We start from the raw sequence: 24,437 nt of genomic DNA on the forward strand, positions 1-24,437 counted from the left end.
GGTGTCAACGGGTGTTCTGCCGCAGCCACTTTTTCCAGGCTGCCTCAGTGCCGTTGAAGACGTTGATATCGGACTTGCCGTTCATGCCGGGCACGATACCGGTTCCGGTGTATTGCCAGAAGGTGAAAGGGTGGCTGCCGTACTTCTGGCGGGGGTGGCCGGCCACCGAGCGCAGCCAGTAGGGATAGCCGCGGAAGGTCGCAAGGTCGTTATCGTCGAAGAAGTCGACCGAGGTGTAGATGATCGGCTTCTTGCCATAGTGCCGCTCGATCATCTCGAGAAAGGTGGTCATTTCGGCCCGCACCGTCGCTGAATCCGGGCGCAGCCGGCAGGTCGGCGATTGCGGGTTCCACTCCATGTCGAGCACCGGCGGCATGGCCGAGCGGTCGACGGGCACGTTCTGGATGAACCAGCGCGCCTGGGTGGCGGCAGGCGTGCAGAAATAGAAGAAATGGTAGGCCGCGCGCGGAATGCCATTGGCCTTGGTGCGCGACCAATGCTCGTTGAAATACTCGTCGAAACGGTCGCCGCCCTCGGTCGCCTTGATGAAGGCGAAGGAGATGCCGCTGGCCTTGGCCGTCGGCCAGTCGACCGAGGTCTGGTATTTGGAGACGTCGGTGCCGTGAACGGCATAGTTCCAAGGCGCGCCGCTATCCCATTCATGCGGCTTGGAGTCTTCGAAACGCGGTGCGCGCACGGCAACCGTCGGGCTGCTGGATGGCGACATCGAGGGCACGAGATCGCCGGCGGTCGAGCAGGCGGCCAGCAGCGTCAACGTGATGAGGGCTGCGAAACGGCGCATCGCATTTCCCGAGCCGGAATCAGCCGGTCGCTGTTGGGTTGTCGTTGCAGGTGCCCCTCAGGCGATCGCCCCACAGCATCGCCTGATACGCTATTTTCGTGCATGTCGTTGTTCCAAAACCGCTGCGCACTTTTGGGCGACATGCACCAGTGATCGCCGATCATGGTTGATAACAGGTTGACGGCGCTCGACAAGAACACCGATTTTGCGGAAGCAATGGCGGCAAATCGATGACATAAATCGGGCCGCAAGCCACGGGCAGCGGAAAAGCAGGGACGGAAAGATGCGGATCGCCGTGAAGATCATCAAATGGCTGCTCGGCCTGGTCGTGTTGGCCATAGCCGCCCTGTTTACCTGGCTCTACGTCGCGCCGCCCGAACTGATCCGCGTCGGTTCCGGCTATTCCGCCAAGATTGTCTGCTCGAATGTTTTTATCGCCGGCCGTGATCCCAATGAGGTGCTTGCCATCGACGTGCAGGCGCCCGGCCATCCGCTTCTCAGGCTGATGAAGGTGTCGGTCGACAAGAACAGGGGGACCGTCTCGGCCGGGCTGCTTGGCTTCCTCGGCAAGAGCGTTGCTGTTGCGCGCGCCGGCCTGGGTTGCGCCTCGGTTCCTGATGGCGACGTCGGCAAGGCACGGCGCACGTCAATCCCTGCCGAGGCGTCGGCGGCCACCAAGGGCGATCTGTGGCCCGAGGGAGATCGAGTCGATGCCTCGCAAAATCCCGAAATCAACAAGATCCTCGACGGTGCGGCGATGACCGGCATCGGCATGCGCGCCGTGGTGGTGGTCAAAAATGGCCGCATTGTTGCGGAGCGTTATGGCGACGGCTTTTCGGCGAAAACGCCGCTGCTGGGCTGGTCGATGACCAAGACAGTCAACGCCGCGCTCGTCGGCACGCTGGTCAAGGACGGCAAGATGGCGGTGACCAATCAGGGCCTGTTCGGCTCATGGAAGGCGGACGGCCGCGCCGCCATCAGCCTTGCCGATATGATGGCGATGTCGAGCGGACTCGAGTTCAACGAGGATTATGGCGACGTTGCCGATGTGACGCGCATGCTCTACCTCGAACCGGATATGGCGGGCTTCGCCGAGGCCAAGCCGCTGACCGGCGACGTCGGCAAGGTCTTTTCCTATTCGAGCGGCACGGCGGTGATGCTGTCGCGGCTGTGGCAGGATGCTATCGGCGACAAGGACAAGGCGCTGATGTGGCCAAGGGCAGCGCTGTTCGGGCCGCTCGGCATGCAAAGCGCGGTGCTCGAAACCGACGAGGAGGGTACCTTTGTCGGCTCATCCTACCTCTATGCCACGGGGCATGACTGGGCGCGGTTCGGCCAATTCCTGCTGCAGGGCGGCGTCTGGAACGGCAACCAGATCCTGCCGGCCGGTTTCGTCGACTGGATGCGCGAACCGGCACCGGCCTCGAAAGTCTACGGCAAGGGGCAACTTTGGATCGAAGCCCCGGGGGACGAAGGAAATCCCGGCGCCGGCGTCGCCGCCGGCCTGCCCAACGATACCTACTGGATGGAGGGCCATGACGGCCAGACGGTCGCCATCATCCCGTCGGAGCAACTGGTGGTGGTGCGGCTGGGGTTGACGCCGGCCAAGCTCGGCTACCGGCCGCAGGTGATGGTCGGCGCGCTGATGAAGGCACTGCGCTAGCTCCCTTTACCCTCCCCTTGATGGGGAGGGCGGGGGCGTAGCGCCGGGCGGGGTGCCTGGCACTTCACCCCTACCCGCGCCTTCAGCGCGACCTCCCCCATCGAGGGGGAGGTAAGAGTGCGCGATCTTGACGACCGCCAGCCAGGCATAGCCGCGATAAAGCGCGCGGAAACAGAAGCTTGCGCCGGTTCGCCGAGATTCCGATTCCAAGACTTCGCGCAATGATTCACGTGGGGTGACATGGAATTTCTTGAGCCAGCCGCGCAGCAATGTCCGGAACCAGTTGGGCAAGCCTTCCTGCTGGCCGAAATCGACGACATGCAGCGAGCCGCCGGGCGCGAGTGCCGCAAGGGCTGCCGAAACCGTCTTTTCCCAACCGGGGATCATCGACAGCGAATAGGACACGAAGATGCGGTCGAAGCGCTCGACGCCGAACAGCGTCTTGGCGTCGAAATCGGTGGCGTCGCCGCGCGCCAGCACGGCGCGGCCGGACAGGCCGTCGCGGCCGATCGCCTTGCTCGCCGTCTCCAGCATCTCGGCCGAGATGTCGAGGCCGTAGAGGCGGGCGTCGGGATAGCGGCGGGCGGCAAGCGCGATGTTGCGGCCGGTGCCGCAGCCAAGTTCGAGCACTCTGCCATTCGCCGGCACATCCAGCCCGGCTATCATCTGGTCGCGGCCAAGCAGATAGTATTTGCGGGTCAGGTCGTAGATATGGCGTTGCCAGCGATAGACGCCGTCCATCAGTTCGGCATGGTCGGCCGGCAGCTCGCTCGCGCTCATGCCGCGCGCTTCACATAGAGGTGGAAGCCGCCATAGATGGCCGAGCGGTCGCGGGCCGAACAGTCGCGCGAGGCCTCGTCCTCGTAGGTCCACTGGTCGAGCAGCGAGATCGAGACGCGGCCCGGCAGCAGGCTGGGCTCGGCGGCGGTACGGAAGATGACTCGGGCGCCGACCGAGGCGGTGCGGGTGATCTCCGACCAAAGGGCATTGAGCTGGTCGTTCGTCATCCAGTCCTGCGCGTCGAGCAGGACGAAACGATCGACGGTGCTTGCGTCCTTGCCGGCCAGAAATTCGATCAGATTGGCGTGGTGGATGCCGACGCGATCGACATTGTTGCGGATCGCCTTGTAGTTGGCCTCTTCTAGATAGGCGGGCAGGGCGGCCTCACCCGGATTGGGATAGCGACGGGCGAAGGCTTGCCAAGCGAAGTAGTTGTTCTTCAGCGGAAAATCGCAAGCGAGCTTTTCCAGCCGGGCCTTCAGCACGCTGGCCATCGAACCATCGCCCGAGGTGATCAGCGAATCGTACTGCGCCGGCGGAATGCCGAGGCCGAACAGCGAAGCCTTGCGCGAGGTAGCCCAGCGCAACAGCTTCTTGTCGAAGACCGGCGCCAGCTCTTCGTTGAAGAAGCGGCGCTGGTCGGCGAGGCTCTTCGACGCCATGATACCGGCGGGATCGACGCCGAAGAATTTGGCGATGCGGTGGCCCATGGCGGTGAACAGGCCGAGCAGGCCGGTCTGGTAGAAATTGCGGTCGAAGACGGTGATGCGCCGGCGGCCGCGCCAGCTGCGACGCTCCCAATAGTGGCGGCTGACCGGGTCGAGATGCGGCGCGATGAAGCGGTCATAGGCTTGCGAATTGTGGTTGGTGTCGGCGGCGCCGAAGAAACGGAACAGATCGCCCTGCGAGGGCAGATGCCGCACCGCCTCCAGCTTCATCCGGTTCAAGGCGATGTGGGCGGCGTTGAGGTCGACCGCATCGACGCGTTCAGGCGAGCGGGTGAGGTAGGCGAGGATGTTGCAGCCGCCCGACGCTATGGTGACGACGCGGTGGCCCTGGCCAAGCTGCATGGCCTCCATGTCGACTTCAGGGTCTTCCCAGATCTGCGGATAGACGAGACCGGAAAACAGAAGCGCAAACAGCCGTTCGGAAAGGCCGGCCTTCGACAGCGGGCGGTTCTGGTAGACGGCCTTTCCAACTTCCTTGCCGCGGCGAAAAACGAGATCCGAGGAGACGTCCGTCATGGCAAAGTGATTCCCCATTTGCTTTGCCGCAAGCGGGTAACTCAGGGGCATGACAGGCGGGTGACAGCCTGTTGACGCGAGTTCAGGCCTTGCCAAATCCCCCGGGTGTCGGCGTCGTCAGGATGACGGCGTCGCCGGCGTCGAGCACGGTCTGGTCGCAGGCCTTCAGCGTCTCGACGCTGCCGTCCTGGCGGCGGACCTTGGTCGAGCCGACCTCGCCGTCACCGCCGCCGTCGAGGCCTTGCGGCGGGCGGTTGCGGTGCGAGGACAGGATGGCGCATTCCATCTTTTCGAGGAAACGGATGGTGCGCCTGGTGCCGTCACCGGCATCCCATTTGCCTTTGCCGCCGGAGCCTTCGCGAATGTGAAAATCCTCGAGCAGCACGGGAAAGCGCAATTCCAGCACCTCCGGGTCGGTCAGGCGCGAATTGGTCATGTGGGTGTGGACGCCGGATGTGCCGGCAAAGCCGCGGCCGGAGTTCATCTGTCCGGCCGGCGAACCGGAGCAGATCGTCTCGTAATACTGGTACTGCTTGTTGCCGAAGGTCAGGTTGTTCATCGTGCCTTGCGCATTGGCCATGGCGCCCATGGCTCCGAACAGCGCGTTGGTGACATGCTGCGAGGTCTCGACATTGCCGGCGACGACTGCTGCGGGGTAGGCCGGCTTCAGCATCGAGCCGTCGGGGATGATGATGTTGATGGGCCTGAGGCACCCGGCATTCATCGGGATCATGTCCTCGACCATGACACGGAAGGCATAGAGCACGGCGGCGCGGGCGACGGGCTCGGGCGCGTTGAAATTGTTCTTCATGACAGGCGAGGTGCCGGTGAAGTCGACGGTCGCTTCGCTCTTTTGCCGGTCGACCGTGATCTTCACCTTGATCACCTGGCCGGTGTCGGTCGGGTATTCATACTGCGAGCTGTCAGGCAGCCTTTCCAGCACGCGGCGCACGCTTTCGGCGGCGTTGTCCTGGACATGGCCCATATAGGCTTCGACGACGTCAAGGCCGAAATGGGCGACCATCTTGCGCAATTCCGCCACGCCCTTTTCATTCGCGGCGATCTGCGCCTTGAGGTCGGCGATGTTCTGGTGTGGGTTGCGGGCAGGATAGGGGTGGTCGGTGAGCAGCGTTTGCAACTCCGCCTCGCGGAATTTTCCACGATCGACAACGCGGAAATTGTCGAACAGCACACCTTCCTCGTCAACCGTGGTGGCAAGCGGCGTCATCGAGCCGGGAGCCGTGCCGCCAATGTCGGCATGGTGGCCGCGCGAGGCTACGTAGAAGATTACTTCCTCCCCCCTTGAGGGGGAGGTGGCGGCGGAGCCGCGTGAGGGGGTGGTTGCGGCAGTGCTCGACGCTCTTGTGGTGCCTTCTGAGAGGACCCCACCCGGCCGCTGCGCGGCCACCCTCCCCTCAAGGGGAGGGAAAACACCGGCGTCACCACGGTGATATCAGGCAAATGCGTGCCGCCATTATAGGGGGCGTTCAGCGCAAAGACGTCGCCGGGATGGATGTCGCCGGAGTTCAGCCGGATGATGGTTTCGACCGAGCGGTCCATGGAGCCGAGATGCACCGGCATGTGCGGCGCGTTGGCGACCAGCGCGCCATGACGGTCGAAGACGGCGCAGGAAAAGTCCAGCCTTTCCTTGATGTTGACGGAATAGGCGGTATTCTGCAGCGTGACGCCCATCTGCTCGGCGATCGACATGAAGAGGTTGTTGAAGACCTCCAGCATCACCGGATCGGCTTCGGTACCGAGGGCCGCCGTGCGCACTTTCCGTTCCGTGCGGCGGATGACGACGTGATTGAGGTTGGTGATTTCGGCCCGCCAGCCCGGCTCGACGACGATGGTCTGGTTCGGCTCGATGATCAAAGCGGGGCCTGGGACCAGATTGGATGGGCGCAGGTTTTCGCGGCGATGGATGCCGGCCTCATGCCAGCGGCCCTCGGTGTAGATGCGCCGCGTTCCGGACGCACCGGCTTCAACCATTGCCGGTCCGGCGGGCGCAACGGCTTCGGCCGTGGTCTCGACGATCTCGGCGCCTTCCACGCCAACGGTCTCGACGATCATCGGCTTGTCGTCATAGACGAACCCGAACTGCGCCTTATGGGCCACTTCGAAATCGCGCCTGGCCTGGAAGATCGAGTCCTGTTCGAAATTCACCGGCAGCGTGGTGTCGGTGCCGTCATAGCGGATGTGCAGCACCGGCTTTGCCGCAATCTTGTCCTCGGCGATGCCTTGCGCTGCCAATTCGGCGATGACGGCTTTTTTCAACGTGCCGATGAGGCTGCCGATCTGGGTCCTGGATTCTTCGGCAAGCGGCTTCAGGAGCGCCTGCTGGCGCGACGCGAAAACCGACGACAGGCCGATACCATAGGCTGAGAGCAGACCGGAAAAGGGGTGGATCAGTACCGCCTCCATGCCGAGCGCGTCGGCAACCAGGCAGGCATGCTGGCCGCCGGCGCCGCCAAAACAGTTCAAGAGATATTCAGTGACGTCATAGCCGCGCTGCACGGAGATCTTCTTGATGGCATTGGCCATGTTTTCCACCGCGATGGTGACGAAGCCTTCGGCGACGGCTTCCGGCGTGCGGCCATCGCCGATTTCGACGGCCAGCGCAGCGAATTTTTTGCGCACGGCGGCCACATCGAGCGGCTGGTCCTGGCCTGGGCCGAAAATTGCCGGGAAGAAATCGGGCTGCAGCTTGCCCAGCATGACATTGGCGTCGGTGACGGCCAGCGGGCCGCCGCGCCGGTAGGCGGCGGGGCCAGGATTGGCGCCGGCGGAATCCGGGCCGGCGCGGAAACGGCCGGCTTCGTAGTGCAGGATCGAGCCGCCGCCGGCAGCGACGGTATGGATGCGCATCATCGGCGCACGGATGCGCACGCCGGCGACCTCGGTGTCGAAGGCGCGCTCATACTCGCCGTCATAATGGGCGACGTCGGTCGAGGTGCCGCCCATGTCGAAACCGATGACTTTCTCGAATCCGGCGAGTTTCGCCGTCTCGACCATGCCGACGACACCGCCGGCCGGGCCGGACAGCAGCGCGTCCTTGCCCTGAAACATGTCGGCGGCGGTAAGCCCGCCCGACGACATCATGAACATCAGGCGAGGGTTTTCCCTCCCCCTCGAGGGGAGGGTGGCGGCGGTGCCGCCGGGTGGGGTTGGATCGACCGGGCTCAGGGCATTGGCGGTGCCTTCCGAGAGGACCCCTCTGGCCGCTTTGCGGACTGCCCTTCGCTATGGCTCCGGGCATTCGTCGCTGAAAAAGCCAAATCGTTGGCTTTTTCTCGGCCTTTGGCCGACCGCTCCTCACCCCCCAGAAGTGGGGAGATTGGCGTCGCGCCCAGTTCTCCCGCCACCCTTTGCACATAGCGCGACAGCATCGGCGACAGATAGGCATCGACCACGGTGGTGTCGCCGCGGCCGACCAGTTTGATCAGCGGCGAGACTTCATGGCTGACCGAGACTTGGCTGAACCCGATCTTGCGGCAGACTTTCGCCACCGCCTTCTCGTGGTCGGGATATTTCCAGGCATGCATGAAGACGATGGCCACCGCATCGATGCCGTCGGCCTTCGCCTGTTCGATGGCGGGCCGGCAGGCGGCGATGTCGAGCAAGCGCTCGACCTCGCCATTGGCGCGCACACGCTCGTCGATCTCGATGACTCGCTCGTAGAGCTGTTCGGGAAGGATGATCTCCTTGGCGAAGATGTCCGGCCGCGCCTGATAGGCGATCTTCAGCGCGTCGCGAAAGCCCTTGGTGATGAGCAAAAGCACACGGTCGCCCTTGCGCTCCAGCAGCGCATTCGTGGCAACGGTGGTACCCATCTTGACGTCACCGACCAGGCCCGGAGGAATAGCGGTGCCGGATTTCAGCCCCAGAAGCTCGCGGATGCCGGCTATGGCCGCGTCGGGATAGGCTTCGGGATTTTCCGACAGGAATTTCCTGGGATGCAAACCCCCTTGCGGATCACGTCCGATCACGTCGGTGAAGGTGCCGCCGCGGTCGATCCAAAAATCCCATTTCTTGTCCACGCAGAACTCCGGCATTGCATTTGGGTCCAGACTGTTAGTTCGGCATCGCCCGGCCCGCAATCGATAGTGCGCGGATGTTACATCAGGAAACGCAACGTTACGAAACTCATGGCCGTTTGATGCATTTTGCCTTCGACCGTTCACCGCAACGTGAGCGTGTGTTGAAGGAGAGATGTCATGAAAAAGCTCATTCTTGCTTCCGTTTCCGCCCTGGCCCTGTTCGGCGTTGCCGCCTGCAGCGACAGCGGTACGGATAACACCACCACCCAGAGCACCAATCCGCCAGCCGCCGAGCCCATGAAGCCGGCGACGCCGGATGCACCGAAGCCTGCAGAACCGGCTCCGGCAACACCTGCTCCTGCCCCCGCGCAGTAGCAGCAGTCTCGGTCACTTTGACGTGACGAGAGAGGAGGCCGGCTTCGCGCCGGCCTTCCTGCGTTTAGGTCGATTCGGGGCTCAAGGGCCTTGAACCGGCTCTTTCCTACGGTTTGGGATCTGGCGCGTCGGTTGCTTGCGTAAATTCGATCCACTCTGCGGCGCTGTCTTGGCTTGATAGCGATGGCCGGCGGCCCTAATAAGCGCTCATGTCGATTTGGGATCGCCTCGGCGACTTCATCACCCGCGTTTCATCTTCAGCCACGTCCGGCGTAGCCGATGTGGTCGAGGCCGTGCGCACGGTTTTCTCCGGTGACGCCGATCTGCGCCGGCGCGTCGCCTTCTCTGTGGCGATGATTGCGCTGTCAGCCAAGATGGCCAAGGCCGATGGCATCGTCACCCAGGACGAGGTTCGCGCGTTCCAGGAAATATTCGAGGTGCCGCGAGAACAGACCCGCAATGTGGCACGGCTTTACGATCTGGCCAAGCGCGACGTCGCCGGGTTCGAGACCTATGCCGAGAGTATGGCGCAGATGTGCGGCTCGGGCCATTCGAACTGCGTCATGCTGGAAGACATACTCGACGGTCTGTTCCATATCGCCAAGGCGGATGGGCTGGTGCATGAGCGCGAAGGGATTTTCCTGCACCGTATTGCCGAGATTTTCCGCATCGACGAGGTGCACTACGAGGCCATCCTGGCCAGGCACGTCAATCTCGGCGCCGGCGATCCCTATATCGTGCTCGGCATTGAGCGCGGGAAACCGTTCGAGGAGGTCAGGAAGCGATACCGCAAGCTGGTCTCCGACAATCATCCGGACCGGCTGATAGCGCGCGGCCTGCCGCAGGAATTCATCAAGATTGCAACGACCAGGGTCGCGGCGATCAACGCGGCCTATGAAATGATCGAGCGGGGCCTCAGGCACGCATGAGCGGCTTCCCGCCCGACGAGCCAAGCGCGGAGGTCAGGGTATCGCCGAATTTCGGCCCGCGGCGCGAAACCCTCAGGCCCGACATGATCGTGCTGCACTATACCGGCATGGCGACTGGTGCTGCCGCGGAAGCCTGGTTGTGCGACCCCGCAAGCGAAGTCTCGTCGCACTACCTCGTCCACGAGGATGGCCGCATCATTCAGATGGTGCGCGAAAGCGACCGCGCCTGGCATGCCGGTGCAAGTTCCTGGTTCGGGCGTACCGACATCAACTCCTGTTCGGTCGGCATCGAAATCGTCAATCCCGGCCATTCGCTCGGCTATTCGGTCTTTCCCAAGCGGCAGGTGGAAGCGGTGATCGGGCTTTGCCTTGGTATCATCGAACGCCATTGCATTTCGGCGCAAAGGGTGCTTGCCCATTCCGACATAGCGCCGGGGCGCAAGATCGACCCGGGCGAGAAATTCCCCTGGAAGGCGCTGTTTGCGGCCGGGGTCGGCCATCTCGTGCCTGCGGCGCCGGTCCGGCGCGGCGCGGTGCTGAAAGCCGGCGATACCGGCGCCGAGGTCGAGGCACTGCAGTCGATGCTGGCGCTCTATGGCTATGGCGTCGAGATATCAGGTGTCTTCGACCGCCAGACCGAAATCGTCGTCGAAGCTTTTCAGCGGCATTTCCGACCACGCCTGGTGGATGGCGTCGCCGACGGCTCTACGTCTAGCACGCTGCAAAGCCTGCTGACTTCCCTTAGGTCAGTTGCGTCTAAATAATCTTTTCCTAATATTCAAGTTACAGCCTGTCACTGAAAGTGAATTGCCTCGCCTTGTTCGACACAAATTCCGCCCTCAAAGGCAGTTCGTGCAAATTATCGGACCTCCAGCCCCCCGGATGCTCCGATATTGATTAGGCGTTGCTGCGTGAAGATCTTCGCGCGGCCAAACAGAACAGGACCACATGCAGAAATTGACCGTTGTAACGGCAGCTATTGCTGCCGGCGTAATGACTTTTGCCTTCAGCACGGCCGATGCCGCACCACTGAGCCAGAGGGCAGACCAGGGCTTCATCGCCGCACCCGCCAAGGCCACCATGACGAAGGCAAACCCGAAAGCAAAAAGGGCAACCACCGCGAAAGTGCGCAAAGCAGCCGTGGTGAAGGCCAGAAAAGCCACGGCCAAGAGGCATTTTAAGCACAACAGGAAGAGCGTCGACCTGACGACGACCGCATCGATCCGCCCAAGCACCGCTGCGGAGTCGACTGCGGCAGCCGCGCTTGGCGGCCAGTATTCGGCAATCATTGCCCGCTATGCTGCGGCCGAAGGCGTGCCGGTGTCGCTGGCCCAGGCGGTCATCAAGATCGAGAGCAACTACCGGCCGAACATCGTCGGCAGCGCGGGTGAAATCGGCCTGATGCAGATCAAGCCGGCAACGGCGCGGATGATGGGGTATAGCGGCTCCGCCAAGGGTCTGTTCGATCCCGACACCAACATCAAATACGGCATGAAGTACCTTGCCATGGCGCGCAATCTCGGCGGCGGCACCACCTGCGGCACGATCCTGAAATACAATGCCGGCCATGCCGCGACGCGGATGAACCCGGTGTCGGCGGCCTATTGCGGCAAGGTCAAGGTGCAGTTGGCGGCATTGGGATCGCCGGCATAAGTCTGCTTTTTCATTTGCGTTTTGGAACGTGAACCCCTTTATACGCTCTGCCAGCTGGCCGGGCGGCCGCACCCGCAAAGCCGAAAGGCTGCGGGTGAGGAAAGTCCGGGCTCCATGGAGACACGGTGCCGGTTAATGGCCGGCGGGGGCGACCCCAGGGAAAGTGCCACAGAAAGCAAACCGCCACGATTTATCGGGGCAAGGGTGAAAGGGTGGGGTAAGAGCCCACCGCGCGACTGGCAACAGGAGCGGCACGGTAAACCCCACCGGGAGCAAGACCGAATAGGGACGGTGCGAGGGGAAACCTTCGAGGGCTGTTTCCGGCTCACCGTCCGGGTAGGTTGCGTGAGGCGCATGGCAACATGCGCCCAAGATGAATGGCCGCCACGTTCTCGCCCCGAAAGGGGCGAGGGCCATACAAAACCCGGCTTACAGGCCAGCTGGCAATTTCTCCCCCATATCGCGATTAATCCTTTGGATCAGCAGTCTGCGCCTTCGGGCGCAGCTGGCGATTCAGGTGCTTGAGCGATTGAATCAAGTACGCATACTGGGGTCGAGACAAACGCATCCTTGAAGCTGGTACGATTTAATCGTACCATGATTGTCATGGTTTGATCAGGAGCGCATCATGGGTCACGTCGACAAACGCAGCATCACGCTTTCGCCGGAACTGGCGGCGGCGGTCGACGATGTCGTGGCCGCCGGCGAATATGCCTCGGCCAGCGAAGTCATCCGTGATGCGCTGCGGCAATGGAAAGACCGCCGCGATCTTCTCGGCTACACGGTCGAGGAATTGCGCAGGCTGGTTCAGGAGGGGATCGACAGCGGACCGGCGGTGGACGGCCAGCCCTTCATGGACCGGCTGCGAGCCAAATATCAGAGGATGTCGGAAGCTGCAGGCTCGGAAGAGTGAAATATCGGCTGCTTCCTCAGGCGATATCAGATGTCGAAGGCATCGGTGACTACATTGCGGAACATAGCCCAAAGGGAGCCATGCGCCTTGTGGACGCTTTGGAGAGGCGCTGGACACTGCTCACCTTGCACCCGTTCTCAGGTGCGCCGCGCGATGATATCGCGCCCGGCATTCGTCATCTGATCGTCGGCGAATATGTCACTCTGTATCGCATGGGCGAAGACGCGATCGAGATCGTCCGCGTTTTGCACGGCAGGCGCGATATTGGCGCCGACGACCTGGTGACCTAACCGCCAGCTCAGATGCCGATGTTGTCCAGCGATGCCTCGATCGCCTGCCAGAGTTCTTCCACCGGCTCGCAGCCCACCGACAGGCGCACGAAGCCGGGCGGAACCGAATCTCCTCGCTTGGCCCGCCGCTCGGCGGAGGTGTGGACACCCCGAACGACGTTGCCGCCTGCATCAGCGTGCAGTTGTTGATGAAATCCTCGGCCTTTTCCTGGGAGAGGAGTTCGAAGGACATGAGGAAGCCGAAGCGCTCCATCTGCGCCCGGGCGAGGTTGTGCGACGGGTCGCCCTCCAGCCCGGGGTAGCGCAAGCCGCTAACGGCGCGATGGTTTTTCAGGCGCTTCGCGATCACCTCGGCAGAAGAACACATGCGGTCGAAGCGTACCTCCAGCGTCTCCAGGCCGCGATGCACCAGCCAAGCCTCGAACGGGCCGGGAATGCCGCCCGCGGTCTCGCGCCAGCCGGTGACGTCCGCGATGATGTCTGGATTGCGGCTGGCGACATGGCCGAACAGCACGTCGGAATGCCCGTTGGCCGCCTTGGTGTCGGCAGCAACGACGATGTCGGCGCCGAGATCGAGCGGGCGCTGGCCGAACGGCGTCATCGTGGTGTTGTCGACGACGACGATCGCGCCCGCTTGGTGCGCGGCCTGGGCGACCGCTGTGATGTCGCAAATGTCCAATCGCGGATTTGACGGGGTTTCAACGTAGACAAGGCGGTAGCCGTCGAAGCCGCCGTCGAGGAATGTAGCTGTCGGCCGCAGATCATAGGCGACGCCGAAGGGCTTGAGGAAACGTTCGGCCAGCGCGCGTGTGGCATGGTAGCCGTCAGAAGGCAAAAGCACGCGGTCGCCGGATTTCAACAGGCCGAAAAACACCGCCGAGATTGCCGCCATTCCTGAGGGGAAGCCGACGCATGGCGCGTCTTCGAGATGCGCCAGCATGTGCTCGACTGCATCCCAGGTGGCGTTGCTGTAACGGCCGTACTGACTGTAGCCGGCGCCGTCGCCCGGGTTGTGGAAAATAGCGGCCATGGTCAGCGGCAATGGGATGGGGTCGCCTTTGGCAAGTCCGTCGCGACGCAGATGGGCAAGGGAGGCCGCGCGGGACCTGGCTGTTTCGGACATGGATTTCTGACCTTGTTGCTCAGCGAAAAGACTGACGACGCTATTCGCGGCAGTGATGCGCGGCAAGCCGCTTCCGCTTGGGCCAGCCCGCTCTAAACGGTTCGTTAGGCTTAATGGGAGATAAAGACGGGAGTGTTGTCAGAGCTGCTCTCACCGGTTGTGGCGCGCGCGTTTGTGAAGCCTGTTCCCGTTGACGCCCATAGTGCCCCATGATATCCCATTTCGATACCAAAGCCTTCGTTCCGCGTCAGGGTAAAGCGTACGCCAATCGGGCAGCCGCGGCGGCTGTGCGTTTGCGGGGTTTTGCCGCTGGGATCGAAGCGGATTTTCGGCAGGGGACGCGCTTCGGCGCGGACGAAAACATGGAGAGGGGTGCGGCGGCGGAAGCGGCTGCAGCGTGTCATGGACCGGTTTCTGTCAAGCGCGGTGAACAGGATCGATGCGAAGGGGCGGGTCTCCGTTCCGGCGCATTTCCGCGCTGTCGTGCAGAAACGCGGCTATTCGGAGCTCTACGCGCTGCGCGGCCTGGATGTGCCTGCGATGGATGTCGGCGGGCTCGATCTGCTCGACCGCTACGAGCAGCGCATCGCGCTGGAAGACCCTTTTTTGCAGACGGCGGACGATATGTCGTTCTTCTGCCATGGCGACGGGACGTTCCTGAAGCTCGATCAGGATGGCCGCATCACGATGAGCGATTTCATCCGCGAGCATACGGGCATCACGAGCGAAGTGGCCTTTGTCGGCCGTGGCAATTTCTTTCAAGTTTGGGAGCCTGGACGGCTGGCCGCCTATGGGGCGCAGGCGCGCGCTCGGCTTTTGCAGCTTCGGCAGGGGACGAAGGCTCACGAGGCCAAGGCTGGGGAGCGGCCGGAATGATGGCGGATCACGGCGATGATCTCAGCGCCGTTGGCGGACCGGTCCGCCACATTGCGGTCCTCCTCGCCGAAGTGCTGGAGGCGCTCTCACCCAAAGCCGGCGATGTGATCGTCGACGGCACGTTTGGCGCCGGCGGCTACACCAAGGCGATCCTGGCGAGCGGCGCCTCGGTGGTGGCGATCGATCGCGATCCCGATGCGATTGCCGCCGGGCGCGGCCTGGAACAGCAATCCGGCGGCAGGCTAAGGCTGGTGCAGGCGCCATTTTCGACGCTGGACGAGCAGGTCGAAAGCGCCGACGGCGTTGTCCTCGACATCGGCATTTCCTCCATGCAGGTCGACCAGCCCGAGCGCGGCTTTTCGTTCCGCACCGACGGGCCGCTCGACATGCGCATGGCGCAGGCGGGCTTGAGTGCTGCCGACGTCGTCAATTCGTTCAAGATAGGCGACCTTGCCCGCATCTTCGGCTTCCTCGGCGAAGAGCGGAATGCCGGCCGCATTGCCCGCATGATCGAGTCACGCCGCGAAAAACGTCCGTTCGAGCGCACGCTCGATCTCGCCGACGCGATCGAAACGCATATCGGCCGCGCGCCGAAGGACAAGATTCATCCGGCCACCCGCGTCTTCCAGGCGCTGCGCATTTTCGTCAATGACGAGCTGGGCGAATTGGCCAAAGCCCTAATGGCGTCCGAGCGGGTATTGAAGCCCGGCGGGCGGCTTGCGGTGGTGACGTTCCATTCGCTGGAAGACCGCATCGTCAAGCGCTTCATCGCCGACCGCGCCGACGTCGCCACCGGCTCACGTCATTTGCCCGAGGCGCACGCGCGCACCGCGACCTTCCGCAAGGCTGGTGGCGGCGTGACGGCAGGCGATGCCGAGGTCGCTGCCAATCCGCGGGCGCGCTCGGCCAGGCTGCGTACCGCCATCCGCACCGAGGCGCCGGCGCGCGCCGGTGATCTCACCATTTTCGGCCTTCCAAAGCTTCCCGGCATCCAGGCGCCGCGAGAGAGGTGAATACGTGTTTCGAACCAGCGACATAGTCCTGATCGCCGTCATGGTCTCGGCCGCGGCCCTGACCTACAAGGCCAAGCGCGAGGCCGAGGAACAGCTGGCTTCGGTGCAGAAGATCGAGGCGCAGATCCGCTATGAGGAGGACACGATCGACCTGCTCAAGGCCGACTGGAGCCTGCTGACCCAGCCGTCGCGCCTGCAGAAGCTGGCTGAAATCTACAAATCGCAGCTCGCACTCGAGCCGGTCAATGCGCGGCAGATCGTCGGGCTCGACGACCTGCCGGCAAAACCGCTCAACATCGAGGACCTGTCGTCGCAACGGCTTGGCGGCATGGCCGACAATTCCGGCAAAGGACCAGCCGATAAGGATCCCGTGGTCACCGGAGCCATCGTCCAATGATCGCTGGATTTCCAATGCGCGCCAAACTTCCGTCGGTCGGCAAATTGCTGAAGCGCCGCGCACGGACCGGCGAGGACGGCTCCATCGTGGTCGAAGGCGCGCGCAAGGCGACCGGCGGCAAGGCCAAGACCCGCATCGTGATGACGATGGCGGTGTTCTTCGGCATCTATTCGACCATCGCCGGGCGGCTGGTCTATCTCGGTTTCCAGTCCCCCGACATGTCGAATGGGCCGCAAAGCCGGGTGACGGCGTCGCGTCCCGACATCGTCGACCGCAACGGCGAGGTGCTGGCGACCGACATCAAGACGGCATCGCTGTTTGCCGAGCCGCGCCGCATCGTCGATGCCGACGAGGCGATCGAAAAGCTGTCGACCATTCTGCCAGATATCGACCCCGAGCAGACCTATCACAAGCTGAAGAGCGGCGCCGGCTTCGTCTGGCTGCAGCGGCAGCTGACGCCCAAGCAGCAGGCCGACATCATGCAGCTCGGCATTCCCGGAATCGGCTTTCGCACCGAAAAGCGCCGCTTCTATCCGGCCGGCGTGACCTCGTCCTACATTGTCGGCCTCACCAACATCGACAATCAGGGCATCTCCGGCATGGAGAAATACATTGACGAGCAGGGCTTAAGCGACCTGCAGGCCTCAGGCCTTGCGATCGCCAAGGATCTGAAGCCGGTTCAGCTGTCGATCGACCTGCGCGTCCAGCATGTGGTGCGCGACGAGATTGCCGCCGGCCTCGAGCGCTATCGCGCCATGGGCGCCGGCGCCGTCGTGCTCAACATCAAGACCGGCGAAGTGGTGGCGATGGCCTCGGTGCCGGATTTCGATCCGAACAATCCCTTCAATGCGCAGGACAAGGATCGGCTGAACCGCATGTCGGCCGGCCTCTACGAGATGGGCTCGACCTTCAAGAGCTTCACCTCGGCCATGGCGCTCGATTCCGGCAAGGCGAACATGAACAGCCGTTTCGACGCCTCGCACCCAATCCGGGTCGGCCATCAGGCGATCCACGATTTCCACGGCAAGAACCGCGTGCTGTCATTGCCGGAGGTGTTCCTTTACTCCTCCAACATCGGATCGGCGCGTGAGGCCGAAATGGTCGGCATCGAGGGGCACCGCGAATTCCTGCATCGCCTTGGCCTTCTGGACAGGATGCAGACCGAACTGCCTGAGGTCGCGCGCCCGACCGAACCGAAGGTCTGGAAACAGGTCAACTCCTTCACCATCGCCTTCGGCCATGGCGTGTCGACGACGCCGCTGCAGGCGGCCGTTGGCTGCGCGGCGCTGATGCAGGGCTACCTGATCCCGCCGACTTTCCTGGTCCGCAGCGAGCAGGATGCCATGGCGGTGGCCAAGAGAGTGGTCAGCGAAAAGACTGTGGAGGGCATGCGCTACCTCTACACGCTCAATGCCGAGAAAGGCTCGGCCAGAAACGCCAGAGCGCCCGGCTACCGCGTTGGCGGCAAGACCGGAACCGCCGAGAAGGTCATCAATGGCCGCTACTCGAAGGAACTGAATTTCAACACCTTCGTCGCCGCCTTCCCGATGGACGATCCGCAATATCTGGTGTTTACGATCGCTGACGCTCCGCACCCGGAAAAGCCAGGAATGACCGACGTTGCCGCCAACAATGCGGGTGTCATGGCCGGAAACATCATCAGGCGGGCAGCCGCCATGCTTGGCGTGAAGCCAGATTTCAGCCATGAAAATGGCGCAACGCTGGTTTCCTATCAGTGATTCTTAGGGCGCGCCGGCAACTGCGCGCCATTTTGTTGAGATAAACGGGGTTCGATGCACCTGAGAGATTTAGCCGGTATCCTGCCTGTCGAGGGAACATCTTCCCGCGATGTGGAGGTAACCGGGATTTCGTCGGATTCCCGCACGGTCAAGACCGGCGTGGTCTTTTTCGCGCTCGCCGGCAGCAAGGCGGATGGTTCGGCCTATGCCGCCGATGCGGCAAAGCGCGGCGCAGCGGCGGTTGTCGTGGGCAAGGCCAGCGCCGTTTCCGGCCTGTCCGTCCCGGTGCTCAGCGTCGACGACCCACGCCTGGCGCTGGCGCTGAGCGCGGCACGTTTCTTCGGCAGCCAGCCGGAGACCATGGTCGCGGTTACCGGCACCGCAGGCAAGACCTCGGTCGCCGCCTTCACCAGGCAGATCTGGGAGCAGGCCGGCTTTGCCGCCGCGTCCATTGGCACCACCGGCGTGGTGGCGCCGGGCCGCAACGATTACGGTTCGTTGACCACACCCGATCCAGTGGCTTTGCACCAGTTGCTCAAGGAATTGGCGGAGGCCGGCGTCACACACGCCTCGATGGAGGCTTCCAGCCATGGTCTCGACCAGCGCCGTCTCGATGGCGTCAAGCTCGCCGCGGGCGGTTTCACCAATCTCGGCCGCGACCATATGGACTATCATCCGACGGTCGAGGACTACCATCGCGCCAAATTGCGCCTGTTCGACACGCTGCTGCCGAAAGGCGCGCCGGCGGTCATCTTTGCCGACGATCCGTGGTCGGCGCCGACCATCCAGGCTGCGCAGGCCGCGGGGCTCAAGGTGCTGACTGTCGGCCGCCATGGCGATTTCCTGCGCCTGAAGCGGGTCGAGCACGAGCGCCACCGCCAGCGCGCCGAGGTCGAAGCCGACGGCGTGCTCTACGAGATCGACCTGCCGCTCGCCGGCGACTTCCAGATCGCCAATGCCCTGGTTTCGGCAGGGCTGGCCATTTCCACCGGAACGCCGGTCGCCAAAGCTTTGATGGCATTGGAGAAACTTCAGGGGGCACCGGGACGGCTCGACCTTGTCGGCGCCACCGCCAATGGCGCGCCCGCCTATGTCGACTATGCCCACAAGCCGGATGCGCTGGAAAATGTGCTGGCCGCCGTGCGCCCGTTCACCACCGGTCGCGTCATCGTCGTGTTCGGCTGCGGCGGCGACCGCGACCGGGGCAAGCGGCCGATCATGGGCGGAATCGCCACGCGGCTGGCCGATGTCGTCATCGTCACCGACGACAATCCGCGCTCGGAAGTGCCGGAAACGATCCGTGCCGCGATCCTGGCAGCCGCACCCGGCGCCATCGAAATCGGCGACCGCCGCAAGGCGATCCACGAAGCGGTCGCCATGCTGAAAGCGGGCGATACGCTGATCGTTGCAGGCAAGGGCCATGAAGAGGGCCAGACCATCGGCGCCGAGACTTTTCCGTTCTCCGACCACGAAGAAGTCCGCTCGGCGCTGCGGGAGCGGGCCGCATGAGCGTGCTCTGGACTTCCGAGGCGCTGGTCGACGCCATGGGCGGTCGGCCGCTTGGGCCGATGCCGGAGGGAATTTCGGGGATCTCGATCGACAGCCGCAGCCTGCAGCCGGGCGACGCCTTCTTCGCCATCAAGGGCGAGGCGATGGACGGCCATGACTTCGCGACCGCGGCGATCAAGGCCGGCGCCGGCGTTCTGGTCGTCGCCGAAGGCAAATTGCCGTCGCTTGGGCGGCTGACGGCGCCGATGATCGTCGTGCAGGATGTGCTGGCAGCACTGGAGAAACTCGGTGTTGCCGCCCGCGCCCGTTCCAACGCAAAAATCATCGCGGTGACCGGATCGGCCGGCAAGACCACCACCAAGGAGGCGCTGCGTCATGTGCTGTCGGCCGTCGGCACGGTGCATGCCTCGGCGCAGTCCTTCAACAATCATTGGGGCGTTCCGCTGACGCTGGCGCGCATGCCGGATGATTGCGACTATGCGGTGTTCGAGATCGGCATGAACCATCCCGGCGAGATCCGGCCCTTAGTCAAGATGGTACGGCCGCATGTCGCCATCGTCACGATGATCGCCGCGGCGCATCTCGGCTTCTTTAGAAATCTCGACGAGATCGCCAAGGCCAAGGCCGAGATTTTTGAAGGCATCGAGCCCGGCGGTGCGGCCTTGCTCAACCGCGACGATGCGCGATGGAAGCTGCTCGACAAGATGGCGCGAGCCGCCGGCCTCGAACATGTCTTTGGCTTCGGCGAGAATGCACGGTCGACCTACAAGCTGACCAAATGCGAGCTGCATGCCGATCATTCCGACATCACCGCCAGGATCGGCGGGCAGGATGTCGTTGCCCGGATCGGCGCGCCCGGCCGCCACATGGTACAGAATGTGCTCGCCGTTCTTGGCGCGGCGCATCTCGTTGAAGCCGACATCGCAAAGGTGGCGGAAGCGCTGGCCGATCTCTCCGCCGAACGCGGCCGTGGCAAGCGCCATGTGCTGCGCCATCCCAAGGGACTGATCACACTGATCGACGAGAGCTACAACGCCAATCCGGCCTCGATGGCTGCTGCCATGGCGCTGCTCAATGCGACGCCTGTCACGGGCGAGGGCCGGCGCATCGCCGTGCTCGGCGACATGCTCGAACTCGGCGACCATTCGGCCAAGCTGCATGCAGCCCTGGCCGAACTGATCGTCGGGACCGGCACGCACACGGTCTTTCTCGGCGGCCCGGAAATGCGGGCGCTGGCAGACATCCTGCCCGACGAGATCAAAACGGAATACCGCGCCGGCGCCGAGGAATTGAAGCCGCTGCTGCTGTCGACGCTGGAGGCCGGCGACGTGGTGATGATCAAATCGTCGAAAGGCATCGGCTTTTCAAAGCTGGTCGAGGCCTTGCTCGGCAAATATCCGGCGGAAGCCGCAGGCACGAAACAGAACTAGTCCGGGGAACGGAATCGTATGTTTACATTGCTCGTCGATTTTGCGGACAAGGTCTCGGTCTTCAATGTCTTCCGCTACATAACTTTCCGCACCGGCGGTGCGCTGATCACCTCGGCGCTGATCGTCTTCATCTTCGGGCCGACCATCATCAATTCGCTTAGGCTGCGGCAAGGCAAGGGCCAGCCGATCCGCGCCGATGGCCCGCAGACGCATTTCAAGAAGGCCGGCACGCCGACGATGGGCGGGCTGATGATCCTGTGCGGCATCGTCGGCTCGTCGCTTCTATGGGCGAACCTCTCCTCGATCTATGTCTGGGTGGTGCTCTTGGTGACGCTGGGCTTCGGTTCGATCGGCTTTTACGACGACTATCTCAAGGTAACCAAGCAGTCGCATCTCGGCTTTTCCGGCAAGGCGCGGCTGGCGTTGGAATTCGTCATCGCCGGCATCGCCGCCTGGGCGATCATGCATAATGGCCAGGCGCCGTTCTCGTCGTCGCTGACCTTCCCCTTCGCCAAGGAATTCATCATCAATCTCGGCTGGTTCTTCGTGCCGTTCTCTTGCTTCGTCATTGTCGGCGCCGGCAATGCGGTGAATTTGACCGATGGCCTCGACGGGCTGGCGATCGTGCCGATCATGATTGCGGCGGCATCCTTTGGCGTCATCGCCTACCTCTCCGGCAATGCGGTGTTCGCCGAATATCTGCAGATCCATTTCGTGCCCGGCACCGGCGAGCTGGCTGTCGTGCTTGGCGCCGTCATCGGCGCCGGCCTCGGCTTCCTCTGGTTCAACGCCCCGCCGGCGGCGATCTTCATGGGCGACACCGGTTCGCTGGCCATGGGTGGCCTGATCGGTACGGTCGCGGTCGCCACCAAGCACGAGATCGTGCTGGTCATCGTCGGCGGATTGTTTGTCGTGGAAATCCTGTCGGTCATCATTCAGGTCGGCTACTTCAAGATGACCGGCAAGCGCGTGTTCCTGATGGCGCCGATCCATCATCATTTCGAAAAGCTCGGCTGGACCGAAAGCCAGGTGGTGATCCGCTTCTGGATCATCGCCGTCATCCTGGCGCTGGTCGGCCTGTCGACCCTCAAGCTGAGATAGGAACCCGCTTGATCCCCGCCGCATCCTTTTCGGGCAAACGCGTTTCGCTCTTCGGCCTCGGTGGCTCGGGGATCGCCACGGCGCGCGCGCTGATCGAGGGCGGCGCCGACGTGCTCGCCTGGGACGACAATCCCGATAGCGTCGCCAAGGCCGCTGGCCAAGGCATTGCGACCGCCGATCTGCGCGGCGCCGACTGGTCGAAATTCTCGGCCTTCGTGCTCTCGCCCGGCGTGCCGCTGACGCATCCCAAGCCGCACTGGACGGTGGAGTTGGCGCGTGGCTCCGGCGTCGAGGTGATCGGCGATATCGAATTGTTCTGCCGCGAGCGGATTGCGCGCGCGCCTGATGCGCCGTTCATCGCTATCACCGGCACCAACGGCAAGTCGACGACCACGGCGCTGACCGCGCATATCCTCAAATCGGCAGGGCGCGACACGCAGATGGGCGGCAATATCGGCCGGGCCATCATGACGCTCGATCCACCGCAGGCTGACCGGGACTATGTCGTCGAGTGTTCGTCCTACCAGATCGATCTCGCGCCCTCGATCAACCCGACGGCCGGCATCCTGCTCAACCTGACGCCCGACCATCTCGACCGCCACGGCACCATGCAGCACTACGCTTCGATCAAGGAGCGGCTGGTCGCCGGCAGCGAGACAGCCATTGTCGGCGTCGACGATAGCTGGTGCGCGCAGATCGCCGACCGGCTGGAGAGGGCGGGCCGACAGGTGATCCGCATCTCCAAGCGGCTGCCGCTGACCGACGGTTATTTCGCCGATGGCTCCGATCTGATGGAAGCCGTGCATGGCCGTTACAGCCGCGTCGCCTTCCTCGAAGGCATCGGTTCGTTGCGCGGCCAGCACAATGCGCAGAACGCGCTTGCCGCCGTCGCCGCCTGCCTCAGGGTCGGCTTGAGCCTCGGCAAGATCCAGGCGGGACTGGAAAGCTTTCCCGGGTTGGCGCATCGCATGGAGCAGGTCGGCCGCAAGGATCATGTGCTGTTCGTCAACGATTCCAAGGCGACCAATGCCGATGCGGCGGCACCCGCGCTGTCGAGCTTCCTGCGCATCTACTGGATCGCCGGCGGACTGCCCAAGGAAGGCGGGATCGAGCCGCTGCGCGGTTTCTTCCCGCGGATCGCCAAGGCCTATCTGATCGGCGAGGCGGCGCCCGCGTTCTCGGCGACGCTCGGCGAAGCCGTGCCCTATGAAATCTCGGGCACGCTGGCCGCCGCGGTCGACCATGCCGCGAAAGACGCGGCCAAGGATGACAGCGGCGAGGCGGTGGTGCTGCTGTCGCCGGCCTGCGCCAGTTTCGACCAGTTCAAGAATTTCGAAGTTCGCGGCGAAGCCTTCAGGCAAGCTGCGAATGCTATCGAGGGCGTGAAACCCATCGGAGGGGCACGATAATGCAAAGCCGTCTCGACAAAAGCCCGGTTGCAACCTGGTGGTGGACGATCGATCGCTGGTTCCTGGCGGCGTTCCTGTCGCTGATGGGGCTTGGCATCGTCTTGTCCTTTGCGGCAAGCCCGGCGGTGGCCGAACGCATCGGCCTCGACAGTTTCCACTTTGCCACCAGGCAGATCATCTTCACCGTGCCGGCGCTCGGCGTGATGCTGGCAGTGTCCTTCCTGGAATCGCGGCAGATCCGGCGCATGGCGCTGATCATCCTGGGCATCATGCTGGTGCTGATGGTGGCCGTGCTCTACATCGGCGTCGAGGTGAAGGGCGCGCGGCGCTGGGTGTCGTTTGTCGGCATGTCGATCCAGCCGTCGGAATTTCTGAAACCCGCCTTCGTCATCGTCTGCGCCTGGCTGTTCGCCGAACACAAGCGCCAGCCCGACATCCCCGGCAATTTGTTTGCCATGCTGCTGCTGATCCTGGTCATCTCGCTTCTGGTGGCGCAGCCCGATCTCGGCCAGACCATGCTGGTGACCGGCACCTGGGGCGTCATGTTCTTCATGGCCGGCCTGCCATGGCTATGGATCATCGCGCTTGGCGCCACCGGCGCCGGCGGCCTGTTTGCCGCCTATACGGTGTTCCCGCACGTCGCCGCCCGCATCGACAAATTCCTGACCGGCGAAGGCGACACGTTCCAGGTCGACATGGGCCGCGAGGCGCTGATCAACGGCCACTGGTTCGGTGTCGGCCCGGGCGAGGGCACGGTCAAGCGCGTCATCCCCGACGCGCATGCCGACTTCGTCTTTTCGGTCGCCGGCGAAGAGTTCGGGCTGATCATGTGCTTCTTCATCATGTCGATCTTCGCCTTCATCGTGCTGCGCGGCCTCAGCACGGCGCTGAAGGAACATGATGATTTCACCCGCTACGCCGTCGGCGGTCTCGTCACCGTGTTCGGCCTGCAGTCGGTCATCAACATGTGCGTCAACCTGCAGCTGATGCCGGCCAAGGGCATGACGCTGCCTTTCATCTCCTATGGCGGCTCCTCGCAGATCGCCATTGCCATCTCGATGGGCATGGTGCTGGCGCTGACCCGCAAGCGACCGGAAAAGCGCAAGCAGATGGGCTTTGCCCTGTCGCAGCGCGCCCTGCCGGCGGAGTGA

At 63.4% G+C, this 24,437-nt stretch carries 18 protein-coding genes, 1 other RNA gene and 3 pseudogenes; 17 read left to right on the plus strand and 5 right to left on the minus strand.

Annotated elements, in window-relative coordinates; genetic code table 11:
• Nucleotides 1-4: 4 nt before the first annotated feature.
• Nucleotides 5-802 carry a glycoside hydrolase family 25 protein gene (locus NKL04_RS03825; RefSeq protein ID WP_023682151.1) on the minus strand — a complete coding sequence of 266 codons (798 nt, stop codon included), beginning with the start codon at nt 800-802 and terminating at the stop codon, nt 5-7.
• Nucleotides 803-1,085: 283 nt separating this feature from the next.
• On the opposite strand from NKL04_RS03825, the gene NKL04_RS03830 reads away from it, so the two are divergent.
• A complete protein-coding gene (locus tag NKL04_RS03830) occupies nt 1,086-2,465 on the plus strand; it encodes a serine hydrolase domain-containing protein (protein ID WP_023690860.1) in 1,380 nt (459 codons plus the stop codon).
• A gap of 123 nt (nt 2,466-2,588) precedes the next feature.
• Here the strand turns inward: NKL04_RS03830 and NKL04_RS03835 are convergent.
• The 3 genes and pseudogenes from NKL04_RS03835 to NKL04_RS03845 form a co-directional block, all read right to left on the minus strand.
• Nucleotides 2,589-3,245 (minus strand): annotated as a pseudogene (locus NKL04_RS03835) (class I SAM-dependent methyltransferase); the annotation flags it as partial.
• Nucleotides 3,242-4,540 (minus strand): BtaA family protein, encoded by a 1,299-nt coding sequence (locus NKL04_RS03840; RefSeq protein ID WP_031208952.1) that lies wholly within the window; start codon nt 4,538-4,540, stop codon nt 3,242-3,244. The gene NKL04_RS03840 and the pseudogene NKL04_RS03835, both read right to left, overlap by 4 nt.
• A 31-nt stretch (nt 4,541-4,571) precedes the next feature.
• Nucleotides 4,572-8,529: pseudogene (locus NKL04_RS03845) on the minus strand (hydantoinase B/oxoprolinase family protein); the annotation flags it as partial.
• 177 nt (nt 8,530-8,706) lie between these two features.
• On the opposite strand from NKL04_RS03845, the gene NKL04_RS03850 reads away from it, so the two are divergent.
• The 7 genes from NKL04_RS03850 to NKL04_RS03880 all read left to right on the plus strand — a co-directional run bounded on the left by NKL04_RS03850 (nt 8,707) and on the right by NKL04_RS03880 (nt 12,689).
• Nucleotides 8,707-8,904 carry a hypothetical protein gene (locus NKL04_RS03850; protein ID WP_023668260.1) on the plus strand — a complete coding sequence of 66 codons (198 nt, stop codon included), beginning with the start codon at nt 8,707-8,709 and terminating at the stop codon, nt 8,902-8,904.
• Between the two features lie 209 nt (nt 8,905-9,113).
• Nucleotides 9,114-9,833, plus strand: coding sequence for a J domain-containing protein (locus tag NKL04_RS03855; protein WP_023699613.1), 720 nt, complete (start codon nt 9,114-9,116; stop codon nt 9,831-9,833).
• Nucleotides 9,830-10,597: an N-acetylmuramoyl-L-alanine amidase gene (locus tag NKL04_RS03860; RefSeq protein WP_023699612.1), complete on the plus strand. Its 768-nt coding sequence runs from the start codon at nt 9,830-9,832 to the stop codon at nt 10,595-10,597. Before NKL04_RS03855 ends, NKL04_RS03860 begins: the two co-directional genes overlap by 4 nt.
• A 184-nt stretch (nt 10,598-10,781) precedes the next feature.
• The gene (locus tag NKL04_RS03865) at nt 10,782-11,486 is read left to right on the plus strand and encodes a lytic transglycosylase domain-containing protein (protein WP_023699611.1); all 705 of its coding nucleotides are present in this window, start codon (nt 10,782-10,784) and stop codon (nt 11,484-11,486) included.
• Between the two features lie 50 nt (nt 11,487-11,536).
• Nucleotides 11,537-11,934: RNase P RNA component class A (gene rnpB, locus NKL04_RS03870), an RNA gene on the plus strand.
• A gap of 180 nt (nt 11,935-12,114) precedes the next feature.
• Complete coding sequence (locus NKL04_RS03875; protein ID WP_023688026.1) at nt 12,115-12,399, plus strand: type II toxin-antitoxin system ParD family antitoxin; 285 nt, start codon at nt 12,115-12,117, stop codon at nt 12,397-12,399.
• Nucleotides 12,396-12,689: a type II toxin-antitoxin system RelE/ParE family toxin gene (locus NKL04_RS03880; protein ID WP_023668265.1), complete on the plus strand. Its 294-nt coding sequence runs from the start codon at nt 12,396-12,398 to the stop codon at nt 12,687-12,689. The genes NKL04_RS03875 and NKL04_RS03880 overlap by 4 nt, the downstream gene beginning before the upstream one ends.
• An 8-nt stretch (nt 12,690-12,697) precedes the next feature.
• Here NKL04_RS03880 and NKL04_RS03885 read toward each other — a convergent pair.
• A pseudogene (locus NKL04_RS03885) lies at nt 12,698-13,812 on the minus strand (cystathionine gamma-lyase).
• Nucleotides 13,813-14,214: 402 nt separating this feature from the next.
• Here NKL04_RS03885 and mraZ point away from each other — a divergent pair.
• The 9 genes from mraZ to ftsW are packed head-to-tail and all read left to right on the plus strand — an operon-like array spanning nt 14,215 to nt 24,437.
• Nucleotides 14,215-14,688: a division/cell wall cluster transcriptional repressor MraZ gene (mraZ, locus tag NKL04_RS03890; RefSeq protein ID WP_023682144.1), complete on the plus strand. Its 474-nt coding sequence runs from the start codon at nt 14,215-14,217 to the stop codon at nt 14,686-14,688.
• A complete protein-coding gene (gene rsmH / locus NKL04_RS03895; protein WP_023682143.1) occupies nt 14,685-15,701 on the plus strand; it encodes a 16S rRNA (cytosine(1402)-N(4))-methyltransferase RsmH in 1,017 nt (338 codons plus the stop codon). The genes mraZ and rsmH overlap by 4 nt, the downstream gene beginning before the upstream one ends.
• 4 nt (nt 15,702-15,705) lie before the next feature.
• Nucleotides 15,706-16,098 carry a cell division protein FtsL gene (ftsL, locus tag NKL04_RS03900; RefSeq protein ID WP_023682142.1) on the plus strand — a complete coding sequence of 131 codons (393 nt, stop codon included), beginning with the start codon at nt 15,706-15,708 and terminating at the stop codon, nt 16,096-16,098.
• Nucleotides 16,099-16,112: 14 nt separating this feature from the next.
• Nucleotides 16,113-17,837, plus strand: a complete 1,725-nt coding sequence (locus NKL04_RS03905) for a peptidoglycan D,D-transpeptidase FtsI family protein (RefSeq protein ID WP_023682141.1) — start codon at nt 16,113-16,115, stop codon at nt 17,835-17,837.
• A gap of 54 nt (nt 17,838-17,891) precedes the next feature.
• Nucleotides 17,892-19,346, plus strand: a complete 1,455-nt coding sequence (locus NKL04_RS03910) for a UDP-N-acetylmuramoyl-L-alanyl-D-glutamate--2,6-diaminopimelate ligase (protein ID WP_023699610.1) — start codon at nt 17,892-17,894, stop codon at nt 19,344-19,346.
• Nucleotides 19,343-20,776, plus strand: a complete 1,434-nt coding sequence (locus NKL04_RS03915) for a UDP-N-acetylmuramoylalanyl-D-glutamyl-2,6-diaminopimelate--D-alanyl-D-alanine ligase (protein ID WP_023699609.1) — start codon at nt 19,343-19,345, stop codon at nt 20,774-20,776. The genes NKL04_RS03910 and NKL04_RS03915 overlap by 4 nt, the downstream gene beginning before the upstream one ends.
• 18 nt (nt 20,777-20,794) lie before the next feature.
• Nucleotides 20,795-21,877 carry a phospho-N-acetylmuramoyl-pentapeptide-transferase gene (mraY, locus tag NKL04_RS03920; RefSeq protein WP_023668273.1) on the plus strand — a complete coding sequence of 361 codons (1,083 nt, stop codon included), beginning with the start codon at nt 20,795-20,797 and terminating at the stop codon, nt 21,875-21,877.
• An 8-nt stretch (nt 21,878-21,885) separates the two neighbouring features.
• The gene (gene murD, locus NKL04_RS03925; protein WP_023699608.1) at nt 21,886-23,286 is read left to right on the plus strand and encodes a UDP-N-acetylmuramoyl-L-alanine--D-glutamate ligase; all 1,401 of its coding nucleotides are present in this window, start codon (nt 21,886-21,888) and stop codon (nt 23,284-23,286) included.
• Complete coding sequence (ftsW, locus tag NKL04_RS03930; protein ID WP_023668275.1) at nt 23,286-24,437, plus strand: putative lipid II flippase FtsW; 1,152 nt, start codon at nt 23,286-23,288, stop codon at nt 24,435-24,437. Before murD ends, ftsW begins: the two co-directional genes overlap by 1 nt.

This window comes from Mesorhizobium sp. C264A, from assembly GCF_040324515.1.
GTDB lineage: Bacteria > Pseudomonadota > Alphaproteobacteria > Rhizobiales > Rhizobiaceae > Mesorhizobium.